Raw genomic sequence first — 16,943 nt, 5'->3', positions numbered from 1 at the left:
TTGTTCCTTAAGCGTTCAATGAAAATATATGCGGAATGCTGTCTTTTATGATGGATAGCAGAAGTGGTACAAGTTGACATGTGTAGGGTCATCATTGATTATTACTAATAGAGGCTAAGGTTCTAGATGAACTGGAGAGGGGTTTGTGATGATTCACATCAAGGAGTCCTTACAACGATTAGGGAAAATAAAAGCTTATGTAATAGGTCTATTAGTGATTATGTTCGCCGCGGGATCTGCGGTTACACCTACATCGGTGTCGGCAGCTGTCCAGTTAGGGACACAGGTAATGCCACTGTCATACGGGGGATATTACGTGCTTTTTCCAGGTAAACTAGCCCCTTATTTCAAAGCAGGTAAATTAATGGTGCCGATTCGAGCCTTCTCCAATGCGATTGGCGCAGATTTGCTCTATGACGCTCTGAGCAAGAGTATTACTGTTTCACTGCTGGACCGATCGGTAGGAAATATTAAAGCAGGGCAGCTAGAGGCAGATTTTAATGGGGAGACCGTAGATTCATTAGGCGTTGCTCCAGAGATAAAGGATGGCACTCTGTTTGTTCCGGCGTCCCCCATTTTAGAAGGGCTTAAGTCTTTTCGCTGGGAAGTGCAATTTAATAATGTGAATAAATTAACCCTTGGCATTGGAGCCAGAAAAGGGGAGGAATGGGTGAAGCCTGAGGCAGATCGTGCGCTTGCTCCTTATCCACTCGAAACGACAGCACATCCGTATCCGTTATATCCTACTATGCTAACGCAGGCTCAATCCGGGAAAGAATATAGATTAACCTTAGGCGTGCAAAATACCTCCGGATTCATCATCCCTCAAGGAAACGCGGAATTAGAGCTGGTGAGTGTGGACAGTAAAGGGAATTCTTTTTATCAAACGTTGAAAGGACCTGATTCCTCAACCTCCAAAGCGGCATTATTATCATTTTCCGCTACCATTCCAACAGAGGCTGAATACGTCATTTTCAGGTCACGCACATTGAGAGCGCAGTAAGGCAATTGCTATAGATTATTCAAACAAGCTAGACAGAGAGCGGGTAAAGAAACAGATGACAGGTAACAAAGAACAGCAATATCGCTTCAGCGAAGCACCGATTTGGGAATTGCAACGAACATATTATGAAGAGCAGGGGTTAAAGGCTTGGAATAATGATCAGGTCCCGCAGTACATCACGAGTAACCCTATGATTGCGACAGCATACGCAGAGATGATCTTTGGATTCCTGCAAGACCGGGCTGGACAAGGGCATCTCTCAGAGACCGTTACGATTCTAGAACTTGGAGCGGGAGCTGGCCGTTTAGCCTTCCATGTGCTTAAAAAGTTATGTGAAATCGTAGACTACGCAGATATTCCTCTTCCTCCTTTTCGTTATGTGATGAGTGATTTACCTTCCAAAAATATATCCAGCTGGCAGCAGCACCCGAGCCTACTTCCTTACGTAGAGCAGGGTATTTTGGACTTCGCTCGTTTTGATGCTGTGCAGGATGTAGAACTACATTTAGTACACGCTAAGCTCAGCATTCGGCCGGGTGATTTACAGCAGCCATTGGTGATTGTGGCAAATTATTTTTTTGACAGCATTCCGCAAGAATTAATTTATGTGGATGAAGGAAAAATATATGAATGTGAGGTTTCGATCCAGTATTCGGCGGAAGTTGATCCGGATAACCCCTCCGATGCGCTCGGCAAAATCATCCCGCAGTACCATTATCGCCGTGCAGCTAGTTATGAAGAGGAGACTTATCCCTATCATGACGTTATAGCGCTTTATCAGCAGAAGCTGGAGGATTCACATATACTCTTTCCGGTGGTGGGGCTTACTTGTCTGGAGCGGCTTGCGCGGCTCTCTACAGAGGGATTCGTGCTGCTTACAGCGGATAAGGGAGACCATCGCTTAGAGAACTGGGAATTTGCAGAACCTCCATTGCTGATTCATCACGGAAGCTTCTCTTTGACCGCGAATTATCATGCGATAGAGCATGTGCTGAAACAAAAAGGGGCGCATTCAATATTCACCAGTCATCACTATAAAAACCTGAACATCGGCTGTATTCTTATGCTTCCAACACCGCTGAGCTATACAAACACTCGGCTGGGTTACAAGCGGTTTATAGAACGTTTTGGCCCGGATGATTTCTTTAGTATGAAGGAATGGATGGATCAGCAATTAGATACGATGGGGCTGCAGCAAATTTTGGCCTTTTGGCGTCTGGGTGGGTATGATGCTGAATGGTTTATCCATAGCGCTGAACAGATTTCGGAGCTACTGCTGGGTGCCAGTGATGAAGAAATGCTGGATCTACAGCGAGGTATACAGTTGATGTGGACTGGCTATTATCCGATGGAACAGAGTTATGATCTGTCGCTAGATGCGGGGTTGCTGCTGTATGAAATGGATAAATTCGCGGAAGCATTGGGTTACTTAGAACGCTCCATGCATGCGAGTACGGAAGAACCATTGGCATCAGTGCTTTATAGCATGGCAATTTGTAACTACGAGCTAGGAGCTGAAGCTGCTGCATTGGAATACGCGCGTAGAGCTTTGGTTGCAGAGCCTGACAATGAAGTAGTATTGGAACTTCTAACGGCGCTGAGCGGGGAATAAGCACATTTACATAGGCTTATCTTTTTGGTATCCTATACAAAATAATCAAACGCGATGACGAGAAGAGTACATGAAATCATTCCTTCACAGAGAGCCTTGGATGATGAGAACAGGGTAAGGGGGATTTTATCGAAACAAGCCTCTGAGCGGCATATCGGAACCGGACTAAGGGGATGGTATGACGGGAGCTCCTGTTATAGAGCTAGAGTATAAGCACTGCGCAAGATGTTTTGCCGTACTTGATGAGATTAATATGGCGACATATTAATGAACCTGGGGTGGTACCGCGAGAATTTCGTCCCCAAGACCATAAGTCTTGGAGGTGAGGTTCTTTTTATTTTGCAGATTAAGCAGGCGGATATCACTTATAAACAGGAGGTAACACCAATGAACGAGGAACCGGAAGTATTAGCTGAGAGTTACATCGACAGATTGATTCAAGAAGAGCTGGAAGCAGGGACTTACAGTAGAGATATATGCACGAGATTTCCACCGGAGCCTAACGGGTATCTGCATATTGGCAGTGCGTATGCTATTCACACGAACTATACGACTGCGAAAAAGTATGGCGGGAAGTTCCATTTGCGCTTTGATGACACCAATCCTTTAAAAGAGGATCTGGAGTATGTAAATGCCATCATCGAAGATATTCAATGGATGGGCTATCCACCGGACCATATTTTTTATGGATCAGACTATTCTGAGAAAATATACAATAGCGCAGTTACGTTAATCCGAAAAGGAAAGGCGTATGTCTGTGATTTATCACCTGAAGAGGTGACAGCCTATAGAGGGACGCTTACGGAGCCGGGAAAAAACAGCCCGTTCCGGGAGCGTTCTGTGGAAGAGAATTTGCGGTTATTTACGGAGATGAAAGCTGGAAATTATCCGACGGGAGCCAGAGTGTTGCGGGCTAAAATAGATATGAGCTCACCTAATATCAACTTACGTGATCCGGTGATTTACAGAATCATTCATGCGGAGCATTATAGAACGGGTAACGAATGGTGTATCTATCCGATGTATGATTTTGCCCATCCTATTCAAGATGCTATCGAAGGGATAACGTATTCCTTATGCTCGATTGAATTTAAGGATCATCGGCCGCTCTATGAGTGGGTACTGAATGAGCTGGATACCCCTGAGGCTCCTAAGCAAAGAGAGTTTGGACGGGTGAACATCACCGGAGTTGTGACGAGTAAACGGTATATCAGACAACTGGTTACAGGCCATTATGTGGATGGCTGGGATGACCCGAGACTTCCTACGCTTCGTGGTTTACGCAGAAGAGGTTTTACACCGGAGAGTATCCGGAATTTTGTGAAGGAAATTGGCTTTGTCAGAAATAGCACCATTGTGGATATTGCCATGTTAGAGCATGCGCTTAGACAAGATTTGAAGGCAAAGGTTCCAAGTGTGATGGCTGTTCTTAAGCCTTTAAAAGTGGTCATTACTAATTATCCTGAGGATCATAATGAAGGGCTGACGATTGAGAATAACAGTGAAGATAAGTCACTTGGAGAAAGAGAGGTTCCTTTTTCACGAACCCTTTATATTGAACAAGAAGATTTCATGGAGGAGCCGCCAAAAGGTTATCACAGGCTGACTATGGGGAATGAAGTAAGGCTAAAGGGTGCTTATTTCATTAAATGCAATGAAGTAATCAAGGATGAAGTTACCGGAGAAATCTTAGAGCTTCGCTGCACCTATGATCCGAGAACGAAGAGCGGAAGCGGGTTTAATGAACGGAAGGTTAAGGCGACCATTCACTGGGTATCGGCAGACCATGCTATCAAGGCTGATGTTCATCTATATGAGCGGCTGCTGAAAGATAACGACGGTCCTAAAGAAGACGGTGAGCGCTGGGACGCGTATCTTAATCCAGATTCCTTAACGATCCTGAAGGATTGTTTACTGGAGCCATCAATGGGCAGCGCAAGGCCAGAGGATAAATTTCAATTGATCCGGCACGGATTTTTCTGCGTGGATAAGAAGTATACCACGGCAGATAAGCTGGTGCTGAATCGAATAGTACCGCTGAAGGACACATGGAAGAAAAATTCATAAGCAGCTTAAGCTGGGCGAAGATCGGGTAATTTCTGATCATCGTCCAGCTTTTTTTGTGCCTTGTCGTTGGTGAACAAGCAAATGAAAATTCCATATGAAACATGTTTACATTTTTCAGAAATAAGCATATACTTTAAATATAAGTTGCACAGGGGAAACTTTCGTGTATATAGACAACTTTTTCAGGGTAAGAGGAGGAATTGAAATGCTCGAACAAACTTTAGTAGAACAACCACATATAAAACAACATAAGAACTCGGTTTCAGCACAAGCCGTACTTAACGGGGAGATCAAAGGGATTAAACGATTACTTCCTTTTCTAGGCCCAGCTTTTATCGCTGCTGTTGCTTATCTGGATCCAGGTAATTTTGCCACCAATATTACGGCGGGCTCCAAATATGGATATCTCTTATTGTGGGTGATCGTGGCCTCTAATCTAATGGCTGTGCTAATCCAAGCGTTATCCGCCAAGCTGGGGATTGCGACAGGCAAGAACTTGCCTGAGATCGCTCATGATCGTTTTCCGAAGAGTGTATCTATCTTCTTATGGATTCAAAGTGAGCTAGTGATTATAGCTACGGATCTGGCAGAGTTTATCGGGGCGGCATTAGGGCTATATCTCTTATTCGATATTCCCATGCTGCCAGCAGCACTGATTACTGCGGTGGGCTCATTTGCTATCTTAGAGCTGCAACGCCGGGGATACCGCTCCTTAGAGGCAGGGATTGCCGCGATGATCCTTATAGTCGTATTAGCCTTCGCTTTTCAAGTTATTGTAGCTAAACCGGATATGGGAGCAGTTGCCGTAGGCATGTTTACACCTAAGTTTGAAGGGGTGGACAGCATCCTTTTGGCCGCAGGAATTCTAGGCGCAACCGTGATGCCACATGCGATTTACCTGCATTCATCACTTACACAGAACCGTATCGTCGGGGTGAATGAATCGGAGAAAAAACAGATTTTCAAATTGGAATTTATAGATATTATTATTGCAATGATTATCGCAGGTGCAGTAAATCTGGCTATGGTAATTGTCTCCGCGGCATTGTTTTTCAAAAATGGTCTCGTGGTTGAGGATTTGGATGTCGCGTTTCAGCAATTTGGTCACTTAGCTGGGCCAGTAACGGCGATCTCGTTTGGGCTGGGACTACTCATTGCGGGACTGTCGAGTTCCTCTGTTGGGACTATGGCTGGCGATGTGGTTATGCAAGGCTTCATCAACAAAAGAATTAACCTGTACTTGCGCCGTGCGATTACCATCATTCCGCCACTAGCGATCATTGGTTTTGGTGTGAATCCAACCAAAGCGCTCGTGATCAGTCAGGTGATCCTGTCTTTTGGGATTGCATTCGCGTTGATTCCGCTGGTTGTGTTTACAAGCAATCGCCAGATTATGGGCGGGTTAGTGAATCGCAAAATGACAGCCACTCTGGGCTGGATTATCTCCGGTCTGGTTGTATCATTGAACTTGTTCTTGGTCTATCAAATGCTCGTATAAGGAAGCAGTCAAAAGAGCCCGACCCACAAATCCCCTCAGGTTATACCTGAGAGAGAGATGGGGCGGGCTTTTTTTGGAGTGTTGTTCCAGCCAGTTATTTAAAATAATCTGCAACGCCTTCGGCGATGGCTTTAGCCGCTTTTTTCTGATAGGAGGTCTTGCGGACAATGGACTCGTCTGTAGGATTGGTGAGGAATCCAAGCTCAACCAAGGTAGCTGGAATCCGATTCTCCCTTAGGATGTGATAATCGCCAAAGGACAACCCGTTGCTTTTCAGACCGATGCCTTGCCCCAACCGGGTTTCAATCGCCCGTGCCAGCTTCAAATCATCTGCTTCTGAATAAAAGAAGGTCAACGTTCCGGACACATTTTTAGGTGAAGAATTATAATGAACGCTTACAAAAGCATCAGCACGCAGGGCTTGGCTCATCTGAACACGACGCGCTAACGTCGGCTTCTGATCATCTCGGGTGCGCGTCATCTCTACCCGTGCTCCTTTAGCAACAAGAGCATCGCGGACATAAAGTGCAGTATGCAGATTCAAATCTTTTTCCATGGTGTTATATGTAGTGCCAAGCATGCCCGGATCACTCCCGCCATGACCAGGATCGATGACGATCAGCTTTCCTCGTAGTCCGCCTTTATGCTGGACGGTACTTATGCTGCTCGTACTGCTTGATGTGCTTCCACTTCGGATATACTGCTCTGCCACCCAACCGGTTTCACCGCTGGCTGTACGAATTCGAGCCCAGCCGTTCTGACGAAGAAGGAGAGTGACTGTATCTTTGGCTTTTAAAGAACCGAGCACCTTATATTGTGTTCCTGGGCCACTTCGGATGCGCAGAGAATCAGCCGTGACAGTAGCCTTTGAAGTTCTACTAGAAGCATTGGCTGAGGTTGACGAGGCAGTATTGGTTTTAGTGGCAATAGACGTTCCAGAAGCGCTGGATTGCAGGGAGTTGCTGTTCACCTTTTTTAGGTAATAACCCGCTACCCAGCCAGAGGTGCTCCCCGCCTTAACCTTTAACCATCCGTGCTGCTCATCAGTCACAGTAACCCGAGCCCCATTCTTAATTGATCCTACAACAGTTGCATTCTTAGCCGGTTCATCGCGTACATTTAAAGAACTCGTATATACCTGTGCGGTATAACTTCCCGCTGCTGTCTTTGCTTCAGCAGACTGTGGCGCTGCTATACCCAAAAGGCAAGCTGTGAGCAGGGTGACACCTATCATTTTGTTCATAGTATCCTCGCTTTTTGAGAGTAGTCGTAATTCCTTACCCAATTTACGAGGTTTAGAATAATATTTTTTGAGAATTTGGCCTCTTTTCTGGTGGTCTAAAGACTTGTATAATTATTACATATCGGGAAAGAGGATGAAGGAGCATTGCCGTGACTAAACCCAAGCTATTCATTGGATCTTCCAGGGAGTCTATACGTTATGCAAGAGCGATTCATGAGCAGCTGAAGAGGGATGCTGAAGTGCATCCTTGGTATGCCAACGCTTTTCGGGCGAATGAATACACTATGGAGGCGTTGGAGCGAAATTTGGATGAGAGCGATTTTGCCGTATTTGTGTTCTCACCAGATGATGTTGCCAAAATCCGTGGTAAATATTATTATGTGACCCGCGATAATACGGGGTTTGAAATGGGTTTGTTTTGGGCTAGATTACGGCGCAGCCGTGTTTTTTGTCTAGTGCCTGATCAGGTAACTGCGCGTGATGATCTCATCCCTGGAGAAAATGTAGAAGAATATCATCTGCTATCTGATTTAGCGGGAATTACATCTTTAGAGTATGAAGTGCATCACGATAATCCTACGGCTGCTGTGGATGTGAGCTGTGGTAAGATTATTGATAGTATTCAAGAGCGTGGAAGATTCCGTGACCCGCTTAAAGATTTAGAGCAGCTAAAGATGGATTTAAGGCGCAAGGAAAGTATCCTTCATTTTTTTTGGCAATATAATAGTAATGTGACCATCTCCGAGAATGGAGATAAGTATCACGCACTTAGTGAGGCGATACGCAATTCCTTTTTACCTCCGAAGCATTGTCGTGTAATCGGTGCAGCCATCTGGCAGGCACAAGAGAAGGAACAACTTGTTCAGGTGGGGGGGAATGTCGGACGCGGTCACTCCTATCCCTTGTCTGTAACGAAAGGGTATGAGAAGCAGCCTAGTGTGGTAGATGCATTTTTATCGAGTAAATGGACTTTTTTTCAACGCACGGAAGTTGCAGAGGTATATATCCTATGCTATCCTCTAGGTAAGAAGTATGTTCTTTCCGTTCATTTCTCAGGAAGTGATGGATTATCTGCAGATGATCTTAAGGCGGTAGTTGGGAATAATCAGGATTTATTCCGTACCATCAATCATTTAGTAGGAGAGGATTCAGCATGAAGAGAATAAAAGGTATTAACAGCTTATCCGATGCTGTTCTCCGATCTGCGAGTGGTGGGAGCAGGAGTGCAGGCGGCGATGACAAAAGCACCAAAAGAAAAGCAGGCTCGAGTCATTCTGCTCAGCAGCCAGCTTCAGCTCAGATTTATACTGCACCTTCTTTGGACGGCGGAGACGACGAATATAAGAAGCTTATCAGCGGAAAAGTAGATAATAATAAACCATCCTTTGCGTGATTTTTTTATAAAAAGGGGGCCTCAGCCATTGGCTTGAGGGCCCCTTTTTGGTATTCCATTCTAACGGCTGTTCTTCTTGGCGATCTCACGCCGTACGACAGGTGCAACCTCTGTTGCCAAAAGCTCAATGGCTTTGGCTACCTTAGCGTAAGGAAGGCCGCCGATATCGAGCTGAGTCATAAAGCGGCTATGACCGAACAGCTCATGCTGATAGAGAATTTTTTCGATAATTTGCTGCGGGCTGCCCACAGCCATCGTGTTATCAGCAGTTACATATTGCCCAAAGTCATCACGAGACACCTTGTACTCTTGACCCGGTTTTGGATGGATAGAGTTACGGTAACTATAGTAGTAAGGGTAATATTCATCCAACGCCTGCTGTGAGGTTTCAGCAATGTAGCCGTGGCTAGTGATCGCAATCTTTAGATCCTCAGGTGCATGTCCTGCTTGAATTCCGGCACGCCGATAGGTGGCGGCAAGCTCTTGAAAAGGCTCTGGACTGCCGCTTAGGATGGCGATAGCCATTCCGGTCCCGAGCATCCCGGCCTTCTCCGCGCTTTCTGGAGAACCGCCTACACCAATCCAGAGCGGAAGATTCTCCTGTAATGGACGTGGAGCAATCTCCGAATCCTTCAGAGATGAACGGAAGAAGCCCTCCCAGTTCATAACTTCATGTTTGTTAAGCTCCAAGAGTAAATTGATATTCTCGGAGAATAGACGGTGATAATCATCAAGCTCATACCCGAAGAGCGGAAAAGACTCCACAAAAGCACCACGCCCCGCAATAATCTCTGCACGTCCATTCGACAGCAAATCAAGTGTGGCGAAATCCTCGAACACCCGTACAGGATCAATGGTGCTTAATACGGTTGTTGCGCTCGTTAGTTTAATTCTGTTAGTAACCTGAGAAATGGCAGCCAGCACCACTGGCACCGAAGAAATTACAAAATCAAGACGATGATGCTCACCTACACCAAATACATCAAGTCCCGCCTCATCTGCCAGCTTAGCTGCAGCTACAACTTCGTCGAGACGTTGTTTTGGACTGATCTTCTTCCCTGTATGACAATCCGCTACGATGTCTCCTAAGGTATAGATACCAAATTCAAAATCGGTTGCTGGTGCTGCGGTTGCTTCGTTACTCATGCTCACAAACCCCTTGTTATTCATATATTTGCTAAAGCCTGTCCGTTTATGGAGGAATGTGATTATTATAACACAATGACTTACAAAATGTAAGTTTGTGAGTAAATGTTTTGATTTCTTCTGTTGTTTTTGACAAAATGGAATAATAATCCATAAGGGTTATGTCCTGCTCGTCCAATATTATTATATTTGATTTTAAGAAGCTATCCAAATGAGGCAGTTACTTATATGAGGAGGAGTTTGGTGGTGAGAGGAACAATATTGAAATCTTATCTTCGTACTGCAGTTATTGGTTTAGGGGTATTGCTTATGGTAAATCCGGTACAAGCAGCTGCGGTTGATCCACACACCTCTTTTATAGGCTCGAATGTTGATGATTACTATGCAAACCTGCCTGCCGCGAAGGTGGAATGGTCAACAACAATGGATTTGCCAGCTTTGAAAGATGTGCCGTCGGATTATATCATAGGTAAGGGTGTTGTTGCAGTCGGAGCGGGCAAAGCTTTTATCCTTCAAAAGGGTCAGCTTTTAGCGATTAACGTCCAGACTGGAAAAGTAATGTGGAAGTACGGCTCCAAATTAACAACGCCGCTGCTCTATCAGGATGGCGTGGCTTACGTCACTTCGGAGGCAGGTACAATCTATGCAGTTAACGCGGCTACGGGCAAAAATAAATGGAGCTCATCGGCAACCAGTAAAGGTGTTAGTAAATTGTTAATTGATAAAGAGCAGCTATTTGCTGCTAATGGCGATATTCAAGCCTACAATCTGAAAGATGGCAAGTTGCAGTGGCGCGATAATTTCAGCGAAATGCTGTTTGAACCATTTATGGTTGAGGGGAATCTGGTGCTAGCTCAAAACTCAGAATCCGGAGCATATACGTATGACATTTTACATGCATTTGATCGAACAACAGGTAAAGAGCTTTGGAATAGTGGTAATCATAGTCTTCCGATTGCAGCAGATGGGACTACGCTTATCTCACAACGGGAAGCTACATTGGTAGACCCTCTTCCTTTGACGACACTCGATCATTTGGATGTGAAGACAGGTAAGCTTGTAAAGGCTGTAGAGTATAATCCCACTCATATAGATCCTAATCATCCGAAACCAGAAGAAGAATATATGACTAGCGGAGGCAGAGCCTGGATCATTGGAGACAGGATATATATTGGGGGACAAAAAGGAGTCTATGGCTACCCAGTAAATGTTGATCCAGCTGCCGTAACACGAGATAATTATTCGTATGAATCCATCGGAGCTAAGTTAGCCTACGCGGCGGGTCCTTATGATGGAAGAATTCTTTTTAGTAACGAACAGAGCATTTATGGTGTTAAAATGTCTAATAAATCTGTGTTCCAGTACGGAGGAATCAGCAATCCGATTGCCCGCTTCGATCTGCTCGGACATGGCATGTATGTTGCCCAGACCGATGGGAAATTGGTTGCTATTGATCTAATTACCGCCAAACCGATCGTGCAGCTCAAAACATCAGGTAGAGTATTCGGCCCAACCTTGCTGGAGAACGGGATGATTATTGTGCAGAGTAAAGGGACGTTAACTGCTTTCAAGGAGCCTCAGGCTCTGAAAATGAAATAATCGAATCCACAACGGCTCTCCGATAACCATCCGGCAGAGTCGTTTTTAGTGGAATGATTCCACAATCCCAGTGCGAAAAATACAAATCTATTTTATGATAATAAGGTTATATGATGAGTAGACTGTAAGTTAACCAAATTACATAGAAGGACCGAGGGATATTATGGAACAGCAAGCGGTTTGGGCGATAGGTATTTTTCTGCTTATTTATGGACTTATTATTTCCGAAAAGATTCACCGTACCATTCTGGCGATGTTAGGCGCTATCGTCATGATAGCGATGGGCATTGTGGATCAGGAGACGGCACTGCAGCACATCGATTTTAATACTATAGGATTGCTTGTAGGAATGATGATGATTGTAGGGATTACCGCTGAGACGGGGCTCTTTAAATACGCAGCTGTGAAATCAGCTAAGTTGGCGAAGGGGAAGCCGAAGAGAATACTGATTGCTTTGTTTGTGATTACCGCAGTGGCTTCAGCCTTTTTGGATAATGTGACGACAGTACTGCTTATGGTGCCAGTCACCTTCAGTATTACAAGACAACTGCGCATACATCCGCTGCCTTTTTTAATGTCACAAATTATCGCATCTAATGTAGGCGGAACGGCAACCTTGATCGGAGACCCGCCTAATATCATGATTGGCAGTGCTGTTAAGGAGCTGACCTTCATGGCTTTTATTAGCAATCTGACACCCGTGATTATCATCATTGTTTTGGCGTATATCCCGCTGCTGTTATTGATGTTCGGTAAACAAATTAAAACCACACCTGAATTGCAGCAGAGCATCATGGACATGGATGAGAAGGTTATGATTACGGATCATAAGCTGCTGCGAAAATGTCTGATCGTACTGGCAATTACGATTGCCGGGTTCTTTTTACATCAAGCGTTACATTTGGAGTCCGCTACGGTTGCGCTGGCTGGTGCATTTTTACTGCTGCTGCTGACCGGAGGGGAACATATGCTGGAAAAAGCTTTTCACAGCGTGGAATGGATTACGATCTTCTTTTTTATCGGACTGTTCGTGTTGGTGTCAGGGCTTGTAGAGACAGGTGTGATTGCAGAGCTGGCAGCAAAAGCGATTGAAATAACGAATGGTGATGTGCTGATGAGCTCAATGATGATTTTATGGGTCAGCGCCATTACCTCAGCATTTCTGGATAACATTCCTTTTGTAGCAACTATGATCCCTCTGATTCAGGAGATGGGCAATATGGGGATCAGCAATTTGGAGCCGTTATGGTGGAGTTTGGCTTTAGGGGCTTGTCTGGGTGGGAATGGCACATTGATTGGTGCGAGTGCTAATTTGATTGTAGCGGGTTTGGCAGGAAAAGAGGGGTACCCGATTACATTCATGAAGTATTTGAAGGTCGGTTTTCCTTTGATGCTGTTGTCCATTGTGATCTCCAGCGTGTATTTATATTTAAGATATCTGATGTAAGCAGCGTTACTAAGAGCCGGGGGAGCGATATGCTTGAAGTGATATTTTGATACGGCAGGTAGAAGTAGTCGAGGAAGTAGAAGGAGTAGAGGAAGTAGAGGAAGTAGAGGAAGTAGTGGAAGAAGTGGAAGAAGTGGATGAAGATGCAGGAGTATAAGTAACAAGTGGAGGCAAAATGCAGATTTTGAAGCGGTGAACATATGTTGAAGTGGCGGTGGGAGCATATAAGTGTACTTTGTACAGTTATAACTCATCGAATAAATTGTCCCCCCAAAAATAGCTGTATTCAGTACACTTATTTTCATGATTTCCTCAGCTAAAGGTGATTTTTCTGGATTTTAATTGTATAGAATACAGTTATATTCAGGACGCCCCCTTTTTTATACGAAATAAGTGTACAGAATGCAACTAAATCAAAGATTGGGTTTAGATTTGGTAATTAAAATATACGGGGGGATCCGGAGGAGTTATTCCGAGGTTTACCCAAAGTCGACTTAACGCTACGCAATGCAGATAAACAAGCAGGCAGTGATTCTCCAATATCTGGAGGCTCACTGCCTGCTTGTTTTTTACATTAGAAAGGGCTGCTTAAGGAGTATGACTTCCAAAATACTGGTAACTTCCTTTGGGATATTGATTCCACTCGCCCTCAAGTGAATACTGCTGTGATCCAGTGTATATACCAGATTTACGGACAATAGTTCCACCTGTGGAGAGGAATTGCTGAGTAGAGGTAGGGTCACCGAGAACATCTACGATTTGGCCGTTTTTCTTCAGTACTAATGCTGTAATATTATATGTTTTTGGATTATAAAGACTCAGCTCATCATTGTAATAGGAGATATTCATTAAATCAAATGCGTCCCCAAAAGTAGAATCTATAAACATATACGGCATTGCTACAGGTACAGGAAATAGTGGCCGGGAATAAACCTGTTTGGTTTGGGTGGCTTTCATAAATTGGTGGACTTCAAGGGTGTAACCTTCTGCTTTTCCTGCGGGATTACCATTTCCTTTATAGTACAGCTCAACTGCGATTCTGCCGTCACCGCCGTCCAGATACTCTGAGAAGAATAGCTCGGAGGTGCCCTGTGAAGCCACACTTATAGATAAAACAACCGCTTTACCATCAGAACCTACTATCCATACCGTTCCTGGACTTGTAGGACCATTCCATATAGCTCCATTCAGAATTGCAGGTCCGCTCAATGAACCTGTGCTGCTTTCTGTATACACTTTAAATTGACTCTGATTAGGAATCAGCTTGGAAATATCGAAGGAAATATTGGATACACCTTGCTTGGTGGTTATTGGCACAAAGCCGTTGTTTACAAGCTGGGCTGTAATCAAGGTGAAAGTTGAGGTAGTTGAACCTCCTTTATTATCCGTTGCTGTGAGGGTCACTAAACCACTCGCTGAACTATTAGCTGCCGGAGTTACCGTTAGAGTGTTGCCATTAAGGCTAAGTGTACCAGCATTTACGTTATCTATAGAAGCTGAATAAGTAAGCATGTCATTGTCTGGATCTTGAAAAAGCTGGGCCAGATCAAATATACGTGGTGCCGTGATACCTGGTGTTAAGAGTTGAGTAGTGATTCCAGATATCGCAATTGGTGGCTGATTAGACGTTACAGTGAATACAAAAGTAGAAGTGTTAACGCCACCTTGGCCGTCCATTGCTGTTATTGTAATCATGGCCGTACCTGAATTGACCGGCACAAGGTTGAGATGATTCCCATTTACAGATACAGTGGCAACGCTAGTGTCAGAGGATGCAGCTGCGAATGTAAGCGGGTCGCCATCCGGATCAATGAACACATTACTGATGTCGACGTTTTGGACACCACTTGTGATCAGAGCAGATATTGGATCAATATTATTTTGCACGACTGGTGCATGGTTCACCGGAGTCGGCGCCGGAGTAGGCTCAGGAGTCAGCACCGGAGTAGGACTAGGAGTCGCTACGGGAGTAGGCTCAGGAGTCGCCACCGGAGTAGGACTAGGAGTCGCTATCGGAGTAGGCTCAGGAGTCGCTACCGGAGTAGGGCTCGGAGTCGCGACTGGAGTAGGCTCAGGAGTGGCCACCGGAGTAGGACTAGAAGTCGTCACCGGAGTCGGCTCAGGAGTGGCCACCGGAGTCGGGCTAGGAGTCAGCACCGGAGTCGGGCTCGGAGTGGCTACCGGAGTAGGACTAGGAGTCGCTACGGGAGTAGGCTCAGGAGTCGCTACCGGAGTAGGACTAGGAGTCGCTACGGGAGTAGGCTCAGGAGTCAGCATCGGAGTAGGACTAGGAGTCGCTACCGGGGTAGGGCTCGGAGTCGGTGCCGGAGTCGGCTCAGGAGTCACTACGGGAGTAGGCTCAGGAGTCGCGACTGGAGTAGGACTAGAAGTCGTCACCGGAGTAGGCTCAGGAGTGGCCACCGGAGTCGGGCTAGGAGTCAGCACCGGAGTCGGGCTCGGAGTGGCTACCGGAGTCGGGCTCGGAGTCGCTACGGGAGTAGGCTCAGGAGTCGGATCGCTCACGGCGGCGTTAGCAGACGTGGACGAAGTATACGCAGGAGCAACGGCTCCAGATGCATTTTGAATCGTTTGGATATTATCTTGAATGGCTGTGTAATTTGTTATGAAATGTGAAGGCAGACTGTTGCCAGGCAACTGCAGATTTTGAATAGATAAGGAGGGAGCGATGGTGATCTTAGCGCCGCCTTCAACTATTTTTAAGGTTTGCAGGAAACTGCTGCCATGAATAGTAAATGGAGTTATAGAATCCACAATGATCTGCCCAATTTGGCCCTGAAAAGTTATACTCGAAACGCCATTTTTAATCTTCAAATCACCGGTAACATTGCCTTTAATAACAACATCATTTCCAGAAATATTGAGCAAAGAACCGGAGGGTAAGCCGGAGGTATTTAGTTGAACCCCTTTTTGTACAATTTCAAGCTCTTGCAAACCATCTATATGACGATTCAAGGAATTGAACTTAAGGACAGCTCCTCTTAAAGCATCATGGTTGCTATCACCCATTAATTCTTTGAGTTTACCTTCAATGAGGTAAGGCGTGCCATTGATCGTTACGAAATCTCTATCTATATTGTCGATCGTTGCAGTTTGTTGTTCTTCTTTAAAAATATTCAGCAGAAAAGAAGCCATATCCTGCCGCTGAACAGTACCTTTGGGGCTGAACATATCTTCGGGAGAGTCTATAAGATTAAGACGTAATGCGACATCGGTATACTCTTTTGCCCAATTGCTGATTGTGGATTCGTCATTAACCTTCTTGGCTTGTCCACCTTGCGCTCCAGTTCCGCGGATGGCACGAACAAATATAACTGCAAGCTCTTCTCTAGTTACAGGTCTGGATGGATTAAAATTACCTGTAAGATCACCCTCCATAAATCCTGCCTTTTTAACAGCCTCAATAGCGGAGACACTCCAACTGGAGTCAGATACGTCTCTAAAGGTAGAGGTGGAGTTCACTGAGGAATCTAGCTTTAAGGTCTTCGCTAAAATGGCTGCGAGCTCTTGGCGAGTCATTGTCGCAGTGGGTCTGAATTGTCCATTGGGATCGCCTTTAAGCAAGCCTAGACGAGCAGCCTCGAGGATTGCGGCACTTTTCGTCTGTTGTATTTCGGTTAAGTCGGAGAACGGTGGAGTGATTTCAGCTGCAGATGCATAGAGAGTACCACCGAACAAGGTGTTAAGGGCAACAAGTGTTGCTCCCCATTTTAATGATATGCTTTTCAAGCAAAAGCCCCTTCCTTAGAACCAATTTGTCATAAGCTTACTTCATTATATCGACGCAAAAGCAAGGTTTTTTAATACTTTCATCCTAGTTAAAGTGATTAAATTCATTGCATTTCTAACTAATGGACTAGAAATAACTCCACTTCTGTTCCATAAAAGGGCTTGTTTTTTGTTGACAGCTTATAAAA

The 16,943-nt window shown here is 45.1% G+C and carries 11 protein-coding genes and 1 other annotated feature; of the genes, 8 read left to right on the top strand and 3 right to left on the bottom strand.

What is annotated here, in order from left to right; translation table 11 throughout:
• Positions 1–148: 148 nt before the first annotated feature.
• From MKZ09_RS29520 to MKZ09_RS29505, 4 genes are all read left to right on the top strand, one after another.
• A complete protein-coding gene (locus MKZ09_RS29520; protein WP_076206642.1) occupies positions 149–1,003 on the top strand; it encodes a copper amine oxidase N-terminal domain-containing protein in 855 nt (284 codons plus the stop codon).
• Positions 1,004–1,058: 55 nt separating this feature from the next.
• A complete protein-coding gene (locus MKZ09_RS29515) occupies positions 1,059–2,615 on the top strand; it encodes an SAM-dependent methyltransferase (protein WP_076137047.1) in 1,557 nt (518 codons plus the stop codon).
• A 45-nt stretch (positions 2,616–2,660) separates the two neighbouring features.
• Positions 2,661–2,921, top strand: a binding site (T-box leader).
• Positions 2,922–3,002: 81 nt separating this feature from the next.
• A complete protein-coding gene (locus MKZ09_RS29510) occupies positions 3,003–4,682 on the top strand; it encodes a glutamine--tRNA ligase/YqeY domain fusion protein (protein ID WP_076206644.1) in 1,680 nt (559 codons plus the stop codon).
• Between the two features lie 205 nt (positions 4,683–4,887).
• Positions 4,888–6,180 carry an Nramp family divalent metal transporter gene (locus MKZ09_RS29505; RefSeq protein ID WP_076104178.1) on the top strand — a complete coding sequence of 431 codons (1,293 nt, stop codon included), beginning with the start codon at positions 4,888–4,890 and terminating at the stop codon, positions 6,178–6,180.
• 94 nt (positions 6,181–6,274) lie between these two features.
• Here MKZ09_RS29505 and MKZ09_RS29500 read toward each other — a convergent pair whose 3' ends face one another.
• Complete coding sequence (locus MKZ09_RS29500; RefSeq protein WP_076206646.1) at positions 6,275–7,423, bottom strand: N-acetylmuramoyl-L-alanine amidase; 1,149 nt, start codon at positions 7,421–7,423, stop codon at positions 6,275–6,277.
• A gap of 149 nt (positions 7,424–7,572) precedes the next feature.
• On the opposite strand from MKZ09_RS29500, the gene MKZ09_RS29495 reads away from it, so the two are divergent.
• Together MKZ09_RS29495 and MKZ09_RS29490 are read left to right on the top strand one after the other, a co-directional pair.
• On the top strand, positions 7,573–8,580 hold the full coding sequence (locus MKZ09_RS29495) for a TIR domain-containing protein (protein ID WP_179089601.1): 1,008 nt from the start codon (positions 7,573–7,575) through the stop codon (positions 8,578–8,580).
• On the top strand, positions 8,577–8,816 hold the full coding sequence (locus MKZ09_RS29490; protein WP_036680302.1) for a hypothetical protein: 240 nt from the start codon (positions 8,577–8,579) through the stop codon (positions 8,814–8,816). Before MKZ09_RS29495 ends, MKZ09_RS29490 begins: the two co-directional genes overlap by 4 nt.
• Positions 8,817–8,876: 60 nt before the next feature.
• Here MKZ09_RS29490 and MKZ09_RS29485 read toward each other — a convergent pair whose 3' ends face one another.
• A complete protein-coding gene (locus tag MKZ09_RS29485) occupies positions 8,877–9,962 on the bottom strand; it encodes an LLM class flavin-dependent oxidoreductase (protein WP_076206650.1) in 1,086 nt (361 codons plus the stop codon).
• Between the two features lie 246 nt (positions 9,963–10,208).
• Between MKZ09_RS29485 and MKZ09_RS29480 the strand changes: the two genes are divergently transcribed.
• Both MKZ09_RS29480 and MKZ09_RS29475 read left to right on the top strand, forming a co-directional pair.
• Positions 10,209–11,561: an outer membrane protein assembly factor BamB family protein gene (locus MKZ09_RS29480; protein WP_179089602.1), complete on the top strand. Its 1,353-nt coding sequence runs from the start codon at positions 10,209–10,211 to the stop codon at positions 11,559–11,561.
• Between the two features lie 163 nt (positions 11,562–11,724).
• Positions 11,725–13,008: an ArsB/NhaD family transporter gene (locus MKZ09_RS29475; RefSeq protein ID WP_036680299.1), complete on the top strand. Its 1,284-nt coding sequence runs from the start codon at positions 11,725–11,727 to the stop codon at positions 13,006–13,008.
• A 588-nt stretch (positions 13,009–13,596) separates the two neighbouring features.
• Here the strand turns inward: MKZ09_RS29475 and MKZ09_RS29470 are convergent.
• Positions 13,597–16,755 carry an S-layer homology domain-containing protein gene (locus MKZ09_RS29470; protein WP_076206654.1) on the bottom strand — a complete coding sequence of 1,053 codons (3,159 nt, stop codon included), beginning with the start codon at positions 16,753–16,755 and terminating at the stop codon, positions 13,597–13,599.
• Positions 16,756–16,943 lie beyond the last annotated feature (188 nt).

Source organism: Paenibacillus sp. FSL R5-0908 (assembly GCF_038006245.1).
Classification (GTDB): domain Bacteria; phylum Bacillota; class Bacilli; order Paenibacillales; family Paenibacillaceae; genus Paenibacillus_AQ; species Paenibacillus_AQ odorifer.
The sequence above is the reverse complement of the archived record's forward strand: the minus strand, read 5'-3'. Positions and strand labels throughout refer to the sequence as shown.

Excerpts from the sequence above, each read along its gene's own strand:
- MKZ09_RS29520 (WP_076206642.1), top strand. The coding sequence starts at position 149 with ATGATTCACATCAAGGAGTCCTTACAACGATTAGGGAAAATAAAAGCT.
- MKZ09_RS29515 (WP_076137047.1), top strand. The coding sequence starts at position 1,059 with ATGACAGGTAACAAAGAACAGCAATATCGCTTCAGCGAAGCACCGATT.
- MKZ09_RS29510 (WP_076206644.1), top strand. The coding sequence starts at position 3,003 with ATGAACGAGGAACCGGAAGTATTAGCTGAGAGTTACATCGACAGATTG.
- MKZ09_RS29505 (WP_076104178.1), top strand. The coding sequence starts at position 4,888 with ATGCTCGAACAAACTTTAGTAGAACAACCACATATAAAACAACATAAG.
- MKZ09_RS29500 (WP_076206646.1), bottom strand. The coding sequence starts at position 7,423 with ATGAACAAAATGATAGGTGTCACCCTGCTCACAGCTTGCCTTTTGGGT.
- MKZ09_RS29490 (WP_036680302.1), top strand. The coding sequence starts at position 8,577 with ATGAAGAGAATAAAAGGTATTAACAGCTTATCCGATGCTGTTCTCCGA.
- MKZ09_RS29485 (WP_076206650.1), bottom strand. The coding sequence starts at position 9,962 with ATGAGTAACGAAGCAACCGCAGCACCAGCAACCGATTTTGAATTTGGT.
- MKZ09_RS29475 (WP_036680299.1), top strand. The coding sequence starts at position 11,725 with ATGGAACAGCAAGCGGTTTGGGCGATAGGTATTTTTCTGCTTATTTAT.